The organism is Streptomyces sp. NPDC055955 (assembly GCF_042270245.1).
Taxonomy (GTDB): Bacteria; Actinomycetota; Actinomycetes; order Streptomycetales; family Streptomycetaceae; genus Streptomyces.
On the sequence record NZ_JBHJYS010000004.1, the window covers coordinates 204,980 to 222,388 of the forward strand.

At 71.2% G+C, this 17,409-nt stretch carries 14 protein-coding genes and 1 pseudogene; 5 read left to right on the forward strand and 10 right to left on the reverse strand.

Translation table 11 applies throughout. The annotated features are described in order from the left end of the window. Nucleotides 1-27: 27 nt before the first annotated feature. Nucleotides 28-948 (forward strand): DMT family transporter, encoded by a 921-nt coding sequence (locus tag ACFC96_RS09610; protein WP_376611213.1) that lies wholly within the window; start codon nt 28-30, stop codon nt 946-948. A 13-nt stretch (nt 949-961) separates the two neighbouring features. Then, a complete protein-coding gene (locus ACFC96_RS09615; RefSeq protein WP_376261551.1) occupies nt 962-1,912 on the forward strand; it encodes a LysR family transcriptional regulator in 951 nt (316 codons plus the stop codon). A gap of 53 nt (nt 1,913-1,965) precedes the next feature. On the opposite strand, the gene purU is transcribed toward ACFC96_RS09615, so the two are convergent. The 6 genes from purU to glyA all read right to left on the reverse strand — a co-directional run bounded on the left by purU (nt 1,966) and on the right by glyA (nt 9,520). Next, nucleotides 1,966-2,895 (reverse strand): formyltetrahydrofolate deformylase, encoded by a 930-nt coding sequence (gene purU, locus ACFC96_RS09620; protein ID WP_376611215.1) that lies wholly within the window; start codon nt 2,893-2,895, stop codon nt 1,966-1,968. Nucleotides 2,896-3,122: 227 nt separating this feature from the next. Continuing rightward, nucleotides 3,123-3,752 carry a sarcosine oxidase subunit gamma gene (locus ACFC96_RS09625; protein ID WP_376611217.1) on the reverse strand — a complete coding sequence of 210 codons (630 nt, stop codon included), beginning with the start codon at nt 3,750-3,752 and terminating at the stop codon, nt 3,123-3,125. Next, complete coding sequence (locus ACFC96_RS09630) at nt 3,745-6,612, reverse strand: sarcosine oxidase subunit alpha family protein (protein WP_376611219.1); 2,868 nt, start codon at nt 6,610-6,612, stop codon at nt 3,745-3,747. Before ACFC96_RS09630 ends, ACFC96_RS09625 begins: the two co-directional genes overlap by 8 nt. Next, nucleotides 6,609-6,914, reverse strand: coding sequence for a sarcosine oxidase subunit delta (locus ACFC96_RS09635; protein ID WP_376261544.1), 306 nt, complete (start codon nt 6,912-6,914; stop codon nt 6,609-6,611). Before ACFC96_RS09635 ends, ACFC96_RS09630 begins: the two co-directional genes overlap by 4 nt. A gap of 15 nt (nt 6,915-6,929) precedes the next feature. After that, nucleotides 6,930-8,159: a sarcosine oxidase subunit beta family protein gene (locus ACFC96_RS09640; RefSeq protein ID WP_376261542.1), complete on the reverse strand. Its 1,230-nt coding sequence runs from the start codon at nt 8,157-8,159 to the stop codon at nt 6,930-6,932. Beyond that, entirely contained in the window at nt 8,156-9,520 is a 1,365-nt protein-coding gene (glyA, locus tag ACFC96_RS09645; RefSeq protein WP_376611221.1) for a serine hydroxymethyltransferase, read from the reverse strand. Before glyA ends, ACFC96_RS09640 begins: the two co-directional genes overlap by 4 nt. Nucleotides 9,521-9,617: 97 nt before the next feature. On the opposite strand from glyA, the gene ACFC96_RS09650 reads away from it, so the two are divergent. Beyond that, nucleotides 9,618-10,289 carry a GntR family transcriptional regulator gene (locus ACFC96_RS09650; protein ID WP_376227981.1) on the forward strand — a complete coding sequence of 224 codons (672 nt, stop codon included), beginning with the start codon at nt 9,618-9,620 and terminating at the stop codon, nt 10,287-10,289. 462 nt (nt 10,290-10,751) lie between these two features. On the opposite strand, the gene ACFC96_RS09655 is transcribed toward ACFC96_RS09650, so the two are convergent. Beyond that, nucleotides 10,752-11,129, reverse strand: coding sequence for a PaaI family thioesterase (locus ACFC96_RS09655; protein ID WP_376611223.1), 378 nt, complete (start codon nt 11,127-11,129; stop codon nt 10,752-10,754). Between the two features lie 36 nt (nt 11,130-11,165). Between ACFC96_RS09655 and ACFC96_RS09660 the strand changes: the two are divergent. Next, nucleotides 11,166-11,252: pseudogene (locus ACFC96_RS09660) on the forward strand (Lrp/AsnC family transcriptional regulator); the annotation flags it as partial. A gap of 96 nt (nt 11,253-11,348) precedes the next feature. Here the strand turns inward: ACFC96_RS09660 and ACFC96_RS09665 are convergent. The 3 genes from ACFC96_RS09665 to ACFC96_RS09675 form a co-directional block, all read right to left on the reverse strand. Beyond that, nucleotides 11,349-12,902: an acetolactate synthase large subunit gene (locus ACFC96_RS09665; RefSeq protein ID WP_376611224.1), complete on the reverse strand. Its 1,554-nt coding sequence runs from the start codon at nt 12,900-12,902 to the stop codon at nt 11,349-11,351. A gap of 202 nt (nt 12,903-13,104) precedes the next feature. Next, nucleotides 13,105-15,849, reverse strand: coding sequence for an aminotransferase class I/II-fold pyridoxal phosphate-dependent enzyme (locus ACFC96_RS09670; RefSeq protein ID WP_376611226.1), 2,745 nt, complete (start codon nt 15,847-15,849; stop codon nt 13,105-13,107). A gap of 90 nt (nt 15,850-15,939) precedes the next feature. Further along, nucleotides 15,940-16,230, reverse strand: a complete 291-nt coding sequence (locus ACFC96_RS09675) for a hypothetical protein (RefSeq protein WP_376261532.1) — start codon at nt 16,228-16,230, stop codon at nt 15,940-15,942. A gap of 249 nt (nt 16,231-16,479) precedes the next feature. Between ACFC96_RS09675 and ACFC96_RS09680 the strand changes: the two genes are divergently transcribed. Then, a complete protein-coding gene (locus ACFC96_RS09680) occupies nt 16,480-17,268 on the forward strand; it encodes an IclR family transcriptional regulator (protein WP_376611228.1) in 789 nt (262 codons plus the stop codon). The last annotated feature ends 141 nt before the right edge of the window (nt 17,269-17,409 follow it).

The window sequence follows — 17,409 nt, forward strand, 5'->3', positions numbered from 1 at the left end:
TGGGCGCGTGCGGCGGATGGTCGCGTCATGAAAACCGATGCTCGCGCGGAGCCGACCGCGTCCACCGCACCGCAGGTCGCCTCGCCTCGCTGGTCCGGGGTGGCCCTGATGCTGGGGAGCGGCCTGTCCAACCAGCTCGGAGCGTCCGTCGCCGCACTCGCCTTCCCGGTTCTGGGTCCGGTGGGTGTGGTCGCCGTACGCCAATGGGTGGCCGCCGGAGTGCTGTTGAGCGCCGGGCGGCCGAACCTGCGCGCGTTCACCGCCGCACAGTGGAGGCCGGTGGTGGGGCTGGCCGTGGTGTTCGCGACCATGAACCTGACGCTGTACACGGCGATCGACCGGATCGGACTCGGTCTTGCGGTCACCCTGGAGTTCCTCGGGCCGCTCACCGTCGCCCTGGCCGGCTCCCGCCGTCGCATCGATCTGGTCTGCGCGCTCGTCGCCGCCGCGGCCGTGCTCGTCCTCACCCGGCCGCAGCCCAGCACCGACTACCTCGGCATCGCCCTGGCCCTGCTGGCAGCGGTGTGCTGGGGCTGTTACATCCTGCTCAACCGCACCGTGGGGCAGCGCCTGCCCGGGGTCGAGGGATCCGCGGCCGCCGCACTCGTCTCCGGTGCGCTCTACGTGCCGGTCGGCGTCACCGCGCTGTGTCTGCACCGGCCCACCGCGGCCGCACTCCTGTGCGCGCTCGCGGCCGGTGTGCTGTCCTCCGCGGTGCCCTTCCTCACCGACCTGCTCGCGCTGCGACGCGTCCCCGCCCACTTCTTCGGGATCTTCATGAGCGTCAACCCGGTGTGCGCCGCACTGGTGGGCCTCCTCATCCTCGGCCAGCACCTCGCCCCGGCGTCATGGACGGCCATCGCCGTGATCGTCGCCGCCAACGCCGTGGCCGTGGGCACGGTGGCCCTCCGCTCTCCGGTCCGTCATCACCACCCGGACACTGCCTGAATAGAGTGGGCGGGTGGATCTCAACGCCGTGCGCACCTTCGTCGCGGCTGCGGACGCCGGCCAGTTCCAGGAAGCCGCCGCAGCCCTCTCGATCACCCAGCAAGCCGTCTCCAAGCGCATCGCTGTGCTGGAGAAGGATCTGGGAGTGCGCCTGTTCACCCGCACTCCGCGCGGGGCCGAGCTCACCATCGACGGCCAGGCGCTGCTGCCCCACGCCCGAGAACTTCTCCGGGCCGAGGACCGGGCCGACGCCTCCGTGCGCCCCGGCCGGCGTCCCCTGCGCGTCGACGTCCTCAACCGGCGAATCGCTCCGGCGGTGCTCCTCCAGGATTTCTACCGCACGCGCCCCGAGATCGAGCTCGACGTCGTCACTCTGAACGCCGACGTCGACACAGCGATCGCCGCCGTCGAAGCCGGGACGATCGACGCGACGTTCCACGCGATCACCGTCCCCGAGCACCACCTGCCGGCCTCGATCAAGACCGCCCGAGTGATCGACGACCCGCACGAGCTGCTCGTCGGCCCCTCCCACGCGCTGGCCGACGCAGACAGCGTCACGCCCGCACAACTCGCCGGACACCGCATCTGGATGCCCGGCATGGCGCCCGGCACCGAGTGGGCCGACTACTACGACGAGTTCGCCGCCGCATTCGGTCTCACGATCGACGTCGTCGGGCCCGTCTTCGGGAACGAAGCGCTGCTGGACGAGATCGCCGACTCGGCGGACCTCGCGACCCTCGTGGGCGAAGGATCGCGCTATCTCTGGCCCGACAGCTACGACCTGCGGCGCATTCCGGTGCGGAACCCGACGCCGGTCTACCCGATGTCACTGATCTGGCGCGGTGACAACCGGCACCCGGTGCTCGACGCGTTCCGCGCCCACCTGGAGGCGACCCGGGCACGAACCCCGGACGTCGAGGTGTGGGAACCGACATGGAGGCAGCGGGCAGCCAGAAGGTCGTGAGACCCACAGCAGGTGTCTGCCCCCTTGCCCCTCTTCCCTGTGCTCCGCTGCCCTCAGCGGAGCACCACCGTCCGCCTCCCCTGGACGAACACCCGGCCTTCGCAGTGCCAGCGGACGGCCCGGGCCAGGGCTGCCGATTCCGCGTCGCGACCGATGGCGGCCAGGTCCTCGGGGGTATGGCTGTGGTCCGCGCTGATGACCTCCTGGGCGATGATCGGGCCTTCGTCGAGGTCGGCGGTGACGTAGTGGGCCGTCGCGCCGACGAGTTTGACGCCGCGGTCGTGGGCCTGGTGGTAGGGCTTGGCGCCCTTGAAGCTCGGCAGGAACGAGTGGTGGATGTTGATCAGCCGGCCGGGCAGTCGGGTGCACAGATCGTCGGAGAGCACCTGCATGTAGCGGGCGAGGACGACCAGATCGACGTCGAACGAGTCGATGAGGTCGAGGAGTCGGGCCTCGGCCCGGGGCTTGGTCGCGGCGGTGACCGGCACGTGGAAGAAGGGGATGTCGTGCCAGGTGACGAGTGCCTCGTGGTCGCGGTGGTTGGAGACGACCGCGACCACGTCGATGGGCAGGTCGCCGCTGCGGGTGCGGAAGAGCAGGTCGTTGAGGCAGTGGTCGTAGCGGGACACCATGATCAGCACGCGTCGGCGGGTGCCGACCGGTTCGAGGTGCCACCGCATGGCGAAGGGGGTGGCCACGGCGGCGAAGTCGTCGCGCATCGACTGCGTGGTGTTCTCGTCGCCGGCTGCGGCGAAGTGCACCCGCATGAAGAAGTGGCCGTCCCGACGGTCGCCGAACTGCTGGTTGTCGACGATGTCGCTGCCGTGCTCGACGAGGAACCGCGAGACGGCGTGGACGATGCCGGGCGCCTCGGGGCAGTCGAGGGTGAGGACGTGCTCGACCGGCGCCGTGGCGGAGCCGGTCGGCGAGGAGTGGGTCGGAGAAGGGGCGGGGGACGCGGCGGAAGCCGGGGAATCAGTCAAGGTCTCAGCATTCGGTGACGTTGACGGCGAGGCAGCCGCGGGCGGCCTCCTGGCATGTGGCCTTCATGTCCTGGCCGGTGTCGCGAAGGGTCGTGATGACCTCGGCGAGGCTGTCCGTGGGTGGGATGACCGGCCCGGCGACTGACGAAGCGCCGGGCCGCCGTGTCGGCCCCACCGAGGGAGGAGGGGCCGACACGGACCGCGTGCGGCCGCTGTGCCCGACGCGGTCAAGGCAGCTCGGGGCCGCGGAATTCACTCATCGCGTCGATGAGCCAGCGCGCCAGGTAGTCGGCGAACGACGACCGCGGCAGCAGCCGGTACGTCGGCCCGTCGTCGACCTGCCAGAGCAGGACCGCGATCGGTCCCACCGTGGTCGACACCGCCCGGCCCGGGCCGAAGACCCGCGGATGCAGGTCCAGCGGGCAGCCCTTCTCCAGCACCTGCCGGGCGGCCGGTCCGCTCAGTTCGAGGGTGGTGCGGTTCGCCGAGACGTCGACGACCGAACCCGGATCCGCGGCGAGAGCCTCCCTCAAGTCGGCCACCACGGGCTCCACTTCGGCCTGGGACAGCACCAGCCACTCGTCGGGTCCGAGCCGGCACGCCGTGTGGCTGCCGGAGGTGGTGGTCCGGCCGTGCTCGCGGGGGAGTGGTGCCCCCAAGGTCTTCTCGATGCGGGCCGCCGCGGCGGAGGCGGGGTCGACGCGCACGTTCACCATGCTGACGAAGGGCCACTCGGCCAGCGTGACACCGCGGGCCCCGCTGACGGCCGCGTCCCGCATCCGCTCCGCGAGATGCGCCAGAGGGCTCACGCGGAGTGCCGACAGGCCGGTGCGCGCGTCGTTCGTGGGCTCAGCCATCGCGCTTGGTCCCTTCCGGGTCGTAGAGGACGGAGTCGGTGACCTCGACGGGCACCAGATCGTCGCCCACAGGGGCGAGCAGGGTCGAGCCGATCCTGGCCCGCCCGCCGGCGACGAGGGCGAGGGCGAAGGGGCGGCCGAGTGCGGCGCTGTGATAGCTGGAGGTGACGTGGCCGAGCATGGGAACCGGTCCGTCTTCGGGGGTCAACGGCGTGTCCTGCGCGATGAGTTGGGATCCCTCGGGCAGTCGCGTCGTACGGTCGATGGGCAGCAGGCCGACCAGCTGCTTGCGGTCGGCGCGTGTCGTGTCGGCGCGGGAGTAGGAGCGGTTCCCGATGAAGTCCTTGCGCTTGGAGACCACCCAGTCCATGTTCGCGTCCTGGGGCGTGACGGTGCCGTCGGTGTCCTGGCCGACGATGATGAACCCCTTCTCGGCGCGCAGGACGTGCATCGTCTCCGTGCCGTACGGGGTGATGTCGTACGGCTTTCCGGCCTCGTGCACCTGCTCCCAGACGGCTCGGCCGTACCAGGACGAGACGTTGATCTCGAAGGCGAGCTCGCCGGAGAAGGAGATCCGGCAGACACGGGCCGGGATGCCCGAGGCCAGCGTCGTCTCGCGGAACGCCATGAAGGGGAACGCCTCGGCGGAGAGATCGAGTTCGGGGGCGAGCTGGGCGACGACGGCACGTGACTTCGGGCCGACGACGGCGACCGTCGCCCACTGTTCGGTCACGGAGGTGCAGTGGACGTCGAGCTCGGGCCACTCGGTCTGCAGCCACTCCTCCAGCCAGTCCAGGACCCCGGCGGCGCCACCCGTGGTGGTGGTCATGAAGTAGCGGTTCTCGTCGAGGCGCAGCGTCACGCCGTCGTCGAAGATCATGCCGTCGGGTTTGCACATCACGCCGTAGCGGGCCATGCCGGGCTTCAGCTTCTTGAAGGCGTTGGTGTAGACGCGGTTGAGGAACTCGCCCGCGTCCGCGCCCCAGATCTCGATCTTTCCGAGGGTGGTGGCGTCCATGAACGCCACGCCCTCACGGGCCGCGCGGCATTCGCGGGCGACCGCCGCCTCCATGTCCTCGCCGGGCCGGGGGTAGTACCAGGGCCGCTTCCACTGCCCGACGTCCTCGAACTCGGCGCCGTGGGCGAGGTGCCAGCCGTGGACGGACGTGGTGCGCTCGGGGTCGAAGAGGTCTCCGCGCTCGCGCCCGGCGAGGGCGGCGAAGGCGATCGGCGTGTAGGGCGCCCGGTAGGCGGTCGTGCCGATCTCGCCGGGTGACGCGCCCGCGCCGAGGGCTGCGGCGATCACGCCGATCGCGTTGACGCCGGACGTCTTGCCCTGGTCGTTCGCCGTGCCCAGCGAGGTGTAGCGCTTGACGTGCTCGACGCCGCGCATGCCGGCGCCGGTGGACCGCCAGACGTCGGCGACGGTGACGTCGCGCTGGAGGTCGACGAAGTGGGTGTCCCAGGTGGCGGGGTCGCCGGTGGGGGAGGGCACCAGCCACAGGGCGCGGACGTCGGGCCGGGCGTCCTCGGGCGGCGCCGCGGGAACCGGAACGGGGAACCCCGCCTCGGTCGCCGCCAGCGCACCGGCCCGCGCGCCTTCGGCCAGAGCCCGGTCGAGACCGTACGTCCCATGCGCGGCGCCGACGATCTGCTGGTCCCGCACCGTGCCGTCGGGCACGAACGCGACTAGGTCGTCGTCCCAGCGCAGCGTGCCCTGACGCTGGCTGTGCAGGTGGACGACCGGACTCCAGCCTCCCGAGACGGCGAGCAGGTCGCAGTCGAACTCCGCCGTCTCGGCTGTGAGTCGGCCGTCCGTGTCGAGGGTCTGGACGGTCACGCCGCTGAGCCGGGACTCGCCCGTGGTGTCGACCACTGCGCTGCCCGTCAGTACCCGTACCCCCGCCGCCGCGATCTCGGCGGCCCGCTGCGACAGTTCGGGCCGCGCGTCCACGACGGCGGCGATGTCGATGCCGGCCGCGTGCAGATCTGCGACCGTGTCGTACGCGCTGTCGTTGGTGGTGGCGACCACGGCTCGCCTGCCCGCGGCCACGCCGTACCGGTTGAGGTACGTGCGTACGGAGGCGGCCAGCATCACGCCGGGGCGGTCGTTGCCCGCGAAGGTCAGCGGGCGTTCGTGCGCGCCGGTCGCCAGGACCACCCGGCGGGCGCGGATGTGCCACAGCCGCTGGCGTGAGACACCCGTGGAAGGGTCGGGGGCGTCGGCTCCGAGGTGGTCGGTGCGCCGCTGCAGGGCGAGGACGTAGTTGTCGTCGTACGACCCGAAGGCCGTGGTGCGCGTCAGGACGGTGACCTCGGGGGCCGCGTCGAGCTCCGCGCCGACCTCGGCCACCCACTCCGACGGGGCGCGTCCGGACAACAGCGCGCCACCGAGTTCGGGCTGGTCGTCCACCAGTATCACGCGCGCGCCGGATTCGGCTGCCGCGGCGGCGGCCGCGAGCCCGGCCGGGCCCGCTCCGACGACGAGGACGTCGGTGTGGACGTACTTCTTGTCGTAGACGGCGGGGTCGGGGGCCGGGTCGAGCCGGCCCATGCCGGACAGGGTGGTCGCGGACAGACCGTCGTACAGTTCCACCGTTGTCGCGGGGAGCATGCCCTCCGAGCACGGACCACCGAGCTGTACGAGGGCGTTGGGCTCCTCGACGCCCGCCGAGACGATGCCGCGCGGGCGTCCGCGGTAGAGCGACGGGGCGGCCTCCACGATGCCGTTCGCCAGCATGGCGGAGGCGAGGGTGTCGCCGGGATGTCCGGTCAGCTCCCGCCCGTCGAGGGTGAAGCGGAGGAGAGTGGTGCGGTCGACGCGGCCCTTGTCGCCGAGCCGGAACTGCTGGTCGGTCATCGCTGGTCTCCGGCCGGGTCGGTGACGCGGGGTTCGGGGCGCGGCTCGTCGAGCCGGTAGGTGGCGAGCACCTCGTAAGTGACGGTGTCCCGCAGGGCGTTGAACCAGCGGCGGCAGCCGTGGCTGTGCATCCACCGCTCGGCGAAGGGGCCCTTCGGGTTGTCCCGGTAGAAGACGTACTCGGCCCACTGCCGGTCGTCGAGGTCGGCGGGGTTCTCGGGGTACGGGACGTGGGCCTGGCCGCCGTAGTGGTATTCGCTCTCGTTGTGGGGACCGCACCAAGGGCAGTCGATCAGCAGCATCGCAGCAGCGTCCTCTCAGTGGGCCACGGCCGCGGCGCCGTGTTCGTCGATCAGTGCGCCCGTCGTGAAGCGGTCGAGGGCGAAGGGGGCGTTCAAGGCGTGCGCCTCACCCGTGGCGATGGTGTGCGCGAAGGTCCAGCCGGCGGCCGGTGTGGCCTTGAAACCGCCGGTGCCCCAGCCGCAGTTGACGAAGAGGTTCTCCACGTCGGTGGCGCTGATGATCGGCGAGGCGTCCGGCGTGACGTCGACGATGCCGCCCCAGGTCCGCAGGACATGCGCCCGCGCGAAGATCGGGAACAGCTCGACGGCGGCGGCCATCTGCTCCTCGATCACGTGGAAGGAGCCGCGCTGCCCGTATCCGTTGTACGAGTCGACGCCCGCGCCCATCACCAGCTCGCCCTTGTGGGCCTGGGAGACGTAGACATGGACGTGGTTCGACATGACGACGGTGGGGTGGACCGGCTCGTGGAGTTCGGAGACCAGTGCCTGGAGCGGGTGGGACTGGACGGGGAGGCGGACTCCGGCCCGCTCGGCGAGCACGCTGCTGTGCCCGGCGGCCGCGAGCCCGACCCGGCCGGCGTTGATGCGGCCGAGGTTGGTCTCCACCCCCACGACCTTCTCGCCGTCCTTGACGAAGCCGGTGACCTCGCAGCCCTGGATCAGGTCGACGCCCATCTCGTCGGCGCGGCGGGCGAGTGCCCAGGCGACGTGATCGTGCTTGGCGATGCCCGCGCGCGGCTGGAAGGTGCCGCCGAGCACCGGGTACCGGGTGTGGGGAGAGACGTTGAGGATGGGGCAGACCTCGGCGACCTGGTCGGGGTCGAGCCATTCGGCGTCGACGCCGTTGAGCCGGTTGGCGTTGGCGCGGCGCATGCCCTCGCGGACGTCCTGGAGGGTGTGCGCGAGGTTGAGGACGCCGCGCTGGCTGAACAGGAAGTCGTAGTCCAGCTCCTGCGGGAGCCCTTCCCACAGCTTGAGCGCGTGCTCGTAGATCGCCGCGCTCTCGTCCCACAGGTAGTTGGAGCGGATGATGGTGGTGTTGCGGGCCATGTTGCCGCCGGCCAGCCAGCCCTTCTCCAGGACCGCGACCTTGGTGATGCCGTGTTCCTTCGCGAGGTAGTAGGCGGTGGCGAGGCCGTGCCCGCCCGCGCCGACGATGACGACGTCGTACGAGGAGCGCGGCTCGGGGTTGCGCCAGAGGAAGTCCGGGTGTTCCGGCAGCGTCGGCTGCGGCTGGGCGGTCATGCCGCGTCTCCGTTCAGGCGAGGCGGGTGGGGCGGCTGGGGCAGGCGGGGCAGATGGGGATACAGGGGGAACGCGCTGGCGAGCTTCTCGACCCGGTCCCGCAGCAGGCTCGCCTGCGCCTCGCCGAGGTGTTCGGGCGTGAGCGTCCCGGCGATGATGTCGGCGACCTCACGGAACTCCTCGACGCCGAAGCCGCGCGTGGCCAGCGCCGGAGTGCCGATCCGCAGGCCGGAGGAGACCATCGGCGGGCGCGGGTCGAACGGCACCGCGTTGCGGTTGACGGTGATGCCGACGCGGTGCAGGCGGTCCTCGGCCTGCTGCCCGTCGAGCGCGGAGTTCCGCAGGTCGACGAGGACCAGGTGGACCTCGGTGCCGCCGGTGAGCACGGTGATCCCGGCCTCGGCCACATCGTCGCTGAGCAGTCGCCCGGCCAGGATGCGGGCGCCGTCCAGGGTGCGCTGCTGGCGCTCCTTGAACTCCTCGCTCGCCGCCACCTTGAAGGCCACCGCCTTCGCGGCGATGACGTGCTGGAGGGGCCCGCCCTGCTGCCCGGGGAAGACCGCTGAGTTGATCTTCTTGGCGAGGGCGGCCCGGCTGAGGATCACACCGCCACGCGGGCCGCCGAGAGTCTTGTGGGTGGTGGTCGTGACCACGTCCGCGTACGGAACGGGACTCGGGTGCAGTCCGGCCGCGACGAGCCCGGCGAAGTGCGCCATGTCCACCATCAGATAGGCGCCCACCTCGTCGGCGATGCGCCGGAACGCGGCGAAGTCGAGGCGGCGGGGGTAGGCCGACCAGCCGGCGACGATCAGCTTGGGCCGGTGCTCGCGCGCGAGCCGCTCGACCTCGTCCATGTCGATACGCAGGTCGGACTCGCCCACGTGATACGGCACGACGTTGTAGAGCTTGCCGGAGAAGTTGATGCGCATGCCGTGGGTCAGGTGACCGCCGTGCGCCAGGTCGAGGCCGAGGATCGTGTCGCCCGGGCTGAGGAGGGCGAACATCGCTGCCGCGTTGGCCTGGGCGCCCGAATGCGGCTGTACGTTCGCGGCCTCGGCGCCGAACAGGCCCTTGACCCGGTCGATGGCCAACTGCTCGACGACGTCCACGTGTTCACAGCCGCCGTAGTAGCGGCGGCCGGGGTAGCCCTCGGCGTACTTGTTGGTGAGGACCGAGCCCTGGGCCTCCATGACGGCGGCCGGGGCGAAGTTCTCCGACGCGATCATCTCCAGCGTCGACTGCTGGCGGTGCAGCTCGGCGTCGACCGCGGCGGCGATGTCCGGGTCGAGCTCGCCGAGCGCAAGGGCGTGAAGCGAAACGCGGGGCGTGGGCGTGGTGATCGGCTGGGCGTCCGTTGCCATCTGCACACCAATCTGAGGGCCGACTAATGGGCAACTGATATATCAGTCTGTGCGGTAAGGTATGGGACCTCGACGGACGGGTCAAGGGGGCCTCCTCATGCAGCACGTGGCGACCGAGCCGACGGTCGGCGGCGAGGAACTGTCGCTCGCCGAGCGCGCCTACCGCGCCATCCGCGACCAGCTCGTCATGCTCGACATCCGCCCGGGCGCGCCCATCAACGAGGACCAGCTCGCCCAGGCCCTCGGCGTCGGCCGCACGCCGGTGCGCGAGGCCCTCAAGCGGCTTCAGTACGAGCGCCTGGTCACGACCTACCCCCGGCGCGGCACCTTCGCCACCGAAGTGAACATCACCGACCTGGCCCACATCTCCGAAGTCCGCCTGGAGCTGGAGCCCTTGGCCGCCGCCCGTGCGGCGCGCCGGGCCACGGCCGAGGACCGTGCGGCCCTGACGGCAGTGCGGAGTGAGCTGGCGGGCGTGGATCCCCGGCACGGCGATGCGGCCGAGCTGATGCACCTCGACCTCAAGGTCCACCGCGCCGTGTACGCCGCCACGCACAACCCGTACCTGGAAGACACCCTCATCCGCCACGACAATCTGGCCACCCGGATCTGGTGCCTGTTCATCGACCGGCTCGCCGACATGGCCGGTCATGTCGAGGAGCACGGACCGCTGATCGACGCGATCGTCGCCGGTGAACCGGATGCGGCGGCCCAGATCGCCCGCGCGCACGTCGAGGGCTTCGAACGGGCCGTGCGCGACGCCATCTGACGACGGCCCGCGGTCTGGCTGCGGGCCCAACTCGCTCATCGGGAAGGCGAGTCGACGAAGCCCTGAGGCGCCGGAGGCTCTCTGTCCCCGTGGGTCGGTGCGCGGCGCCTAGGGGGCGCGGCCGAGGGCGGCCCGCACGTGTGGTCCGCAGACGCGACGTCAAGGAGCATGTGCAGGCGCGCGGTGAGGCGTTCGAAGGTGCGGGCGGCCTGAAGGGGGTTGGTGCCGCAGCCTGGGGTGCCGATCCCTCGCACTCGGCCGACCTCGCCGACTCGGCGACGACGGCATCCGCCGGATCCACCTCGACGACCTCGCCCGGGTATCCGCGGGCTTCTCGGGCGAGTCGGCGAGACCGAGGGGCGCCGAAGTCTCACCCTAGAGTTGAGGTTGAGGGAAAGCTCTTCGGATTGTGGTCGAGTCGCGCCTGCTCACCGTTCGGTCCTGCTCATTGTGCGGTCCTGCTCACGCCTCGGCCCTGTTCACCCGGATCAGCGTCTGCTGCCCGTTGGCCACGAGCTTGCGTGTGCCGTCGACCTGGACGGCGAAGACCTCCAGCCGGCACACGGTCAGGGTCCGCCCGGCCTTGAGGACGGTTCCGACGGCCTCGAGGTGGTTCCCGAGGGCGGGCGCGAGCAGGTTGATCTTGTATTCGACCGTGAGCACCTCGGTGTTCTCGGGGAACAGGGTGAAGGCCGCGTAGCCACCGGCGCTGTCGGCGATGGAGCTGGTGGCGCCGGCGTGGAAGTAGCCGTGCTGCTGGGTGACTTCGGGCCGGGCCGGGAGCGCGATGTGCACGACGCCCGGTGCGATCCGTGTGAGCCGTGCGCCGAGGTGGGCCATCAGTCCCTGCTGGTCGAAGCTGGCCCGGACCCGCGGCAACTGGCCCAACTGCCCGGCGTGCAGCGCCTGACCTCCACCCTTGTCATGAAGAACGTGGTGCAGGACCGGCCGCTGCCCGAGTAGCCGTGGCACGGCACGAGTGCCTTGCGGGGCGTGGCCGGCTGCTCCGCCGAGTTGCTAGGGAGCAGCGCCTGGGAGGTGCCTCCGCGGAGTCGCGCCCTACAGATGGGGTGGCACCACGGCGTCGATCAGATGAGGGCCCGGTTCCGCGAAGGCGCGGCGGAGCTGCTCGGCGAGTTCCTCGCAGGTGGTCGCTCGTGACGACGGGACACCCATCCCTTCCGCGATCTTGGCGAAGTTCAGGTCGGGTGAGGAGAGGTCGAGCAGCGTCTTCGCGGCAGGACCCGAGAGATCGGCGCCGACCCGCAGCATCTCCAGGCGCAGTACGGCGTAGGCGCTGTTGTTCAGGATGACGGTGGTGACGTCGAGGTTCTCGCGTGCCTGGGTCCACAGCGCCGAGATCGTGTACATCGCGCTGCCGTCGGCCTCCAGATTCAGGACCGGCCGGTCCGGTGCCGCGATCGCCGCCCCGGTGGCCACCGGGATGCCCTGCCCGATCGCGCCGCCGGTCAGCGTGAGGACATCGTGCCGGGGCGAGCCGGCCGTCGCCGCGGGCAAAGCCGCGCCGGAGGTGTTCGCCTCGTCCGAGATGATCGCGCCGGCGGGAAGCAGGGCGCCGACGACCTCGGCCCAGTTGTTCGCGGTGAGCGGGCCGCTCGGGAGCGACGGGAGGGCGGGCTCGGCCAGGGTCGGGAGCGTGTCCGCGGCCACCTGCTCGGCCAGCGCTTCCAGAGCGGCGACCACGTCCTGGGAGTGATCGGCGAGGGTGTGCACCTGGGCGCCCTCCGGTACCAGGTCGCTCGGCTTGCCCGGGTAGGCGAAGAACGACACCGGGGAGCGGGTGCCCGCCACGATCAGGTGCTTGACGCCGTCCAGTTGACGGACGGCCTGCTCGGCGAGGTAGCGGAGGCGCTCGATGGCGGGCAGGCCCGCGCCGCGCTCCAGTCGCGCGGGGAAGGTCTCCGCCAGCGCGCGCACGCCGGTGGCGTTCGCGATCCGGCTCGTCGCGAGCAGGCCGGGTTCGCGGCAGGCAGGGCCGCCGATCAGCAGCGCGGCGGGTTCGCCGCTGCGCAGGATGTCTGCGATGGACGACACCGTCTGCGGATCGGGAGCGACAGGAGGACGCGAGGGCCGTGGTTCGGCGACCTCGCCGCCCTCGTCCCAAGAGGCGTCGGCGGGCAGGATCAGCGTCGCGACCTGTCCCGGCGTCTCCATCGAGGCCGCCACCGCGGCCGCAGCGTCCGCCCCGACCTCGGCGGCGCGGTCGCTGCGGCGCACCCAGCCGCTCACCGAACCGGCCACCGGATCGATGTCGGACTCCAGGGGAGCGTCGTATTTCTTGTGGTGGGTGGCGTGGTCGCCGACCACGTTCACGACGGGGGTGTGGGCCCGTCGTGCGTTGTGGAGATTGGCCAGCCCGTTGCCGAGGCCGGGGCCCAGGTGCAGCAGCGTGGCGGCCGGTCTGCCGGCGATGCGCGCGTATCCGTCGGCGGCCCCGGTGACGGCACCCTCGAACAGGCCGAGCACGCCGCGCATCTCGGGTACGGAGTCGAGCGCGGCGACGAAGTGCATCTCCGATGTGCCGGGGTTGGCGAAGCACACTTCGACGCCCGTACGGACGAGAGTACGGATCAGCGACTGCGCGCCGTTCATGGGCGGCCTCTCCGTCGTAGCCGTCCGCGCTGATTGCCAGGGCTGACGGCCGGCGACTGTCTGTCGTGGGATACACGAGGGTTGCGTGCGCTGCCGCGGATACTAAGCGGTCGGTCATCTTGTGTCGAGGTGTCGACCTCGGAGCGTGCGCGCGTCGGTCCGGTCACAGCCCGGCAGGGAGGGCGCTCCGGCACCGGACCGATCAGGCCGCCGCCCAGGGGCCGTTGCCGGACTCCAGGAGCGTTTGCTGCTCCTTCAGAGCCTGTTCGGTGAACACCCGGTAGCCGGTCTCCGGCCGGTATCCATGGATCTCCCGGGTGTCGAGGGCCCGCATGTAGTCCAGTACGGCGTCGTTGACGACCTGACCGGGGACCAGCACGGGGAATCCGGGCGGGTACGGAGTCACGAACGTGGCCGAGACGATGTCCCGGCCGCCGGTCATGGCCTCGGTGACCTCGTCCGCCGAGAGGTACTCGCACTGTGTCTCGTCGTACGCCAGGTAGAAGGCCCGGCGGATGTCCCCTTCGGGCGTACGGCCTCCCGGTCGGAAGGCGGGATGGAAGGAGCTGAAGTCGGGCAGGGCGACGACGGCGTCCCGGGCGGCGTCGGCGTCTTGTCCATGCAGGCCGGGCGGGCCCAACTCGTCCTTGCGGTCCTCCAGTTCCTCGACGATCTTGAGGAGCACCTCGATGAGGTAGGCGACGGCGCTGCGGGTGGTGCCGATGTTGGTCATGAACAGCAGCGTGTTGCGGGTGCTCTTGTTGACCTGCACCCCGTAGCGGTCCATCAGGTGCTCGTGCTTGAACGTGTCCCCGTCGATGCCCGTGAGACCGATGTGCAGGGTCGCCCGGGTCGGGTCGAGTACGAACTCGTCGTCCTCCCACGCGGTCGACATCCGTGCCAGACCTGTCCGCAACGGCTGTTCCACCCCGGAGGCCCGGAACTCGCCCGGGATCAGGTCAGGTGTCGTCAGGAAGCGCAAGTACCGGCTGAGCACGGGGTGCTGGTCGATCGCGTCACGCAGTACCCCGGCCTGTTCGAGCTGCTTCTGCACCAGCTCGAACCCCTCCAGCGCGGCCTGTCTTCGGCCCAGGTCGAGGGAGGCGAGGATCTGGTAGTTGGGCGAGGTGGAGGTGTGCGTCATGTACGCCTCGCGGAACGTCTCCGCCGTGCGGTGGCTGAAGTCCTGGTCGAAGACGTGGATCATGGAACCCTGGCGCAGCGAGGTGAGCGTCTTGTGCGTCGACTGCGTGGCGTACACCCGGATCCGGGCCTTGGCGGGGTCGGGGACGAGCCGGCGGTCGAGGAGCGCTTCGTCGTCGGGGTCGTCGCCCAACTCGCGCTGCTGCCGTTCGTACCGGTCGGCGAGGCCCGGTCCGCGCAGGTTCTCCGTGAGAGTGCGAGCGGCGGCCATGGCGGTGCGCCGGCGGTAGACCGGGTGGAAGCGGGCGAAGGCGAACCACGCCTCGTCCCACAGGAACGCCAGGTCGGGCTTGAGCGCCAGGCACTCCTCCATCACCCGCGTCGGGTTGTAGACGATGCCGTCGAAGGTGCAGTTGGTCAGCATCAGCATCTTGACGCGGTCGAGGAGTCCGGCCCGCCGCAGCTCCAGCAGCTTGCGCTTGATCTCCTTCACCGGCACGGCGCCGTACATCCCGTACCGGTCCAGGGGGTAGGCGTCGAGGTAGACCACCTGGGCGCCGGCGAGCATCAGCCCGTAGTGGTGGGACTTGTGGCAGTTGCGGTCGACCAGGACGATGTCGCCCGGCCGCACCAGCGCCTGTACGACCACCTTGTTGGCGGTGGACGTGCCGTTGGTGACGAAGTAGGACTGCCGCGCCCCGAACGTCTTGGCGGCGAGGTCCTGGGCCTCCCGCAGCGGGCCCGTCGGCTCCAGCAGGGAGTCGAGCCCGCCCGATGTGGCGGACGTCTCGGCGAGGAAGATGTTCAGCCCGTAGAACTCGACCATCTCGGGGATCCAGTGCGAAGTCAGCAGCGACGTTCCGCGGGAGATGGGCAGCGCGTGGAAGACACCGGTCGGGCGTCTGCTGTGCGCTCTGAGCGCGGTGAAGAAGGGGGCGCGGAAGCGTTCGCGGACCCCGTGCAGAATCGACAGGTGGAGTTCGAGCAGCCCTTCGCGTGCGTGGAAGACCCGGGCGAATCCGCTGCTGAGCACACCGGCGATCCGCTCCACCGAGCCGTCGGTCATGAGATACAGGTCCATCTCGGGGCGCAGTTCGAGCAGCCGCGCACCGAGCGCCTGCGCCCGCTGCTCGTAGGGCCCGTCCTGAGCGAACGGGTCGGCCTGCGGCTGTTCGACGAGGCCCGCGACGACACTCAGGTCGTACGGGGAACGGTCCGCGAACCTCCGGTGGATGACCACGGCTTGCAGGCCGGGGTTGACCAGGACCGCCGTCACCGCGTCCTCGAAGCTGGGCGCGACGACGATCTCGTACACGAACTCGTCCTCGGCGCGGCGTCGGCCGCGCAGCGAGACGCGCAGCGCCTCCTCCTCCGCCGCGGTCAGTTCGCCGACGACGAGGACCTCGAAGTACGGCTTGGGCGTCGTCCCGCCGGGCAGCGGCTCCTCCCCGGCCGGAGCGTTCGGCTCGGCCTTCCGCGGCGTCGCGCTGCGGTACGACTCCGTGCCCAGGGCGCGGTGCAGTTCGTCCGTGCGCCGGGCCAGGCCGTACCGGTCCTCGGTCGTGCGCAGGCGGCGCAGTTCGGCGAAGGCCGACCTGCCGGGGAAGGCCCAGCAGTTCTCGATCGGCAGCAACTGCCGGAAGAGTTCGTCCAGCCGCTCCTGCGTCGCCTGCCGGCGGGCCGCGCTCGAGGTGTCGGACGCCCACTGGCGCGCGAGTTCGTTCAGTGAGCTCCAGGCGTCGGCACGCAGCTGACGAACGCTGCTGTACACGCCGGCAGGCGGATTGGCGGGTGTGTCACCCATCGTGTGGCTTCCTCGTTTGTGACGTCGTGTCTCGGGAGGGCGGTGATCGAACGGGGGTGTCGCGTGTACGGGGGCGGCGCGCGGCATGTCTCAGGCGGTCCGGCCGGTGCGCCGGGAGTGCGAGTCGACGCTCCCGGGGACGGCTGCCCCGCCCCCGGCGTCGAGGCTGCGGTCGGTCGCGGACGCCCCGGCCCGGGAGCCCACCCGGGCGACGTCGGTGCCGTCGATGACCGGTGCGGAGTCGGTGACCGGGCCGAGCGGATGGGTCCCGCGTGTGGCGCCGTCGATGACCAGGGCGCCGACGTTCGTGATGAGCGTGGCGGCGCCGGGCAGATCGGCACCGGCGCGTCCGACGTCGGCACGGGTCTGGGGGACTGGCATGTGAATCTCTCCGTGGATGCTGCGGCCGGGTCCTGCCGGTGCGGCGTGATCCGTGGGCACGCGGCCGGGCAGCGGATGAGTGAGTGCCCCGGTGCGAACGGCGTTCCGTCGCGCGTCCGCACCGGGGGCTTCCATCAAGCACCAGGCGCCGGGGGCGGTGCCAGGGCCGCCGCCCGCATTGCGTCTCGTATCCCAGACTTCGTACGGGTGGTCCGTGGCGGGGCCGGCGGGCGGACGTAACCTCCCGGTATGTCTCCCGTTCCCGCCGCCGCCCAGGTGCTGGCCATCCTCCGCTATCTCGCAGGCCAGGCAGGGCCCGTACCCGCCGCGGCGATCAGCCGTGACGTCGGGCTTCCCCGCTCGACGACGTACCACCTGCTCGACACCCTGGCGCGCGAGGGTTTCGTCGTGCACCTGCTGGAGGAGCGACGCTACGGCTTGGGCGTCAGCGCCTTCGAACTCGCCTCCGGATACAGCAGGCAGGCGCCCTTCCAGCGCATGGCGCGGGTGCCGCTGGCCAGACTCGTCGACAGCACGGGCCACAACGCGCACCTCGCCGTGCTGCACGGCCGCGAGGTCATCTACGTGATCGAGGAGCGGGCGCCGGGACGTGAGCCCCTGGTGACCGAGGTCGGAGTGCGGCTGCCGGCCCATCTCACCGCCAGTGGCCGGGCGGTCCTGGCCCGCCTGCCGCAGGCGCAGGTGCGGGCCCTGTTCCCCGACGCGTCGGCCTTCGTCCTGCGCAACGAGTCCGGTCCAGGCTCGCTGACCGCGCTCCGCCAACTCCTCGTGGAAGCGCGGCGGCGGGGGTACGCCACGGAGGACGGCGAGGTGACACCGGGCTTCGCGTCGGTGGCGGCCGCCGTCCTCGACCACGGCGCGCACCCCATCGCCGGTGTCGCGGTCACGTTCCGCGGCGACGAGGTCGGGGCCGAGCAACAGCGGCGGATCGCCGCGCAGGTGACGCGTACGGCGAACCAGCTCAGCCGGCGCATCGGCGGCGTCGCCGACGCTCAGGCCCGTACCCGGACGGCGTGACGCCTCATGGAGAAGCAGTGCGCCCCACGCAGAAGCCGAACTCCCGCCACCGGACAGGCCGGCGGCGGGAGTTCGGCTCACCTGGACCAGGCGCGAACGGTCACAGGGGCGAGGCCCGAAGGGTCACAGGGGACCGGGCCT

Excerpts from the sequence above, each read along its gene's own strand:
- ACFC96_RS09610 (WP_376611213.1), top strand. The coding sequence starts at position 28 with ATGAAAACCGATGCTCGCGCGGAGCCGACCGCGTCCACCGCACCGCAG.
- ACFC96_RS09625 (WP_376611217.1), bottom strand. The coding sequence starts at position 3,752 with ATGGCTGAGCCCACGAACGACGCGCGCACCGGCCTGTCGGCACTCCGC.
- ACFC96_RS09630 (WP_376611219.1), bottom strand. The coding sequence starts at position 6,612 with ATGACCGACCAGCAGTTCCGGCTCGGCGACAAGGGCCGCGTCGACCGC.
- ACFC96_RS09635 (WP_376261544.1), bottom strand. The coding sequence starts at position 6,914 with ATGCTGCTGATCGACTGCCCTTGGTGCGGTCCCCACAACGAGAGCGAA.
- ACFC96_RS09640 (WP_376261542.1), bottom strand. The coding sequence starts at position 8,159 with ATGACCGCCCAGCCGCAGCCGACGCTGCCGGAACACCCGGACTTCCTC.
- glyA (WP_376611221.1), bottom strand. The coding sequence starts at position 9,520 with ATGGCAACGGACGCCCAGCCGATCACCACGCCCACGCCCCGCGTTTCG.
- ACFC96_RS09650 (WP_376227981.1), top strand. The coding sequence starts at position 9,618 with ATGCAGCACGTGGCGACCGAGCCGACGGTCGGCGGCGAGGAACTGTCG.
- ACFC96_RS09655 (WP_376611223.1), bottom strand. The coding sequence starts at position 11,129 with ATGGCCCACCTCGGCGCACGGCTCACACGGATCGCACCGGGCGTCGTG.
- ACFC96_RS09665 (WP_376611224.1), bottom strand. The coding sequence starts at position 12,902 with ATGAACGGCGCGCAGTCGCTGATCCGTACTCTCGTCCGTACGGGCGTC.
- ACFC96_RS09670 (WP_376611226.1), bottom strand. The coding sequence starts at position 15,849 with ATGGGTGACACACCCGCCAATCCGCCTGCCGGCGTGTACAGCAGCGTT.
- ACFC96_RS09675 (WP_376261532.1), bottom strand. The coding sequence starts at position 16,230 with ATGCCAGTCCCCCAGACCCGTGCCGACGTCGGACGCGCCGGTGCCGAT.
- ACFC96_RS09680 (WP_376611228.1), top strand. The coding sequence starts at position 16,480 with ATGTCTCCCGTTCCCGCCGCCGCCCAGGTGCTGGCCATCCTCCGCTAT.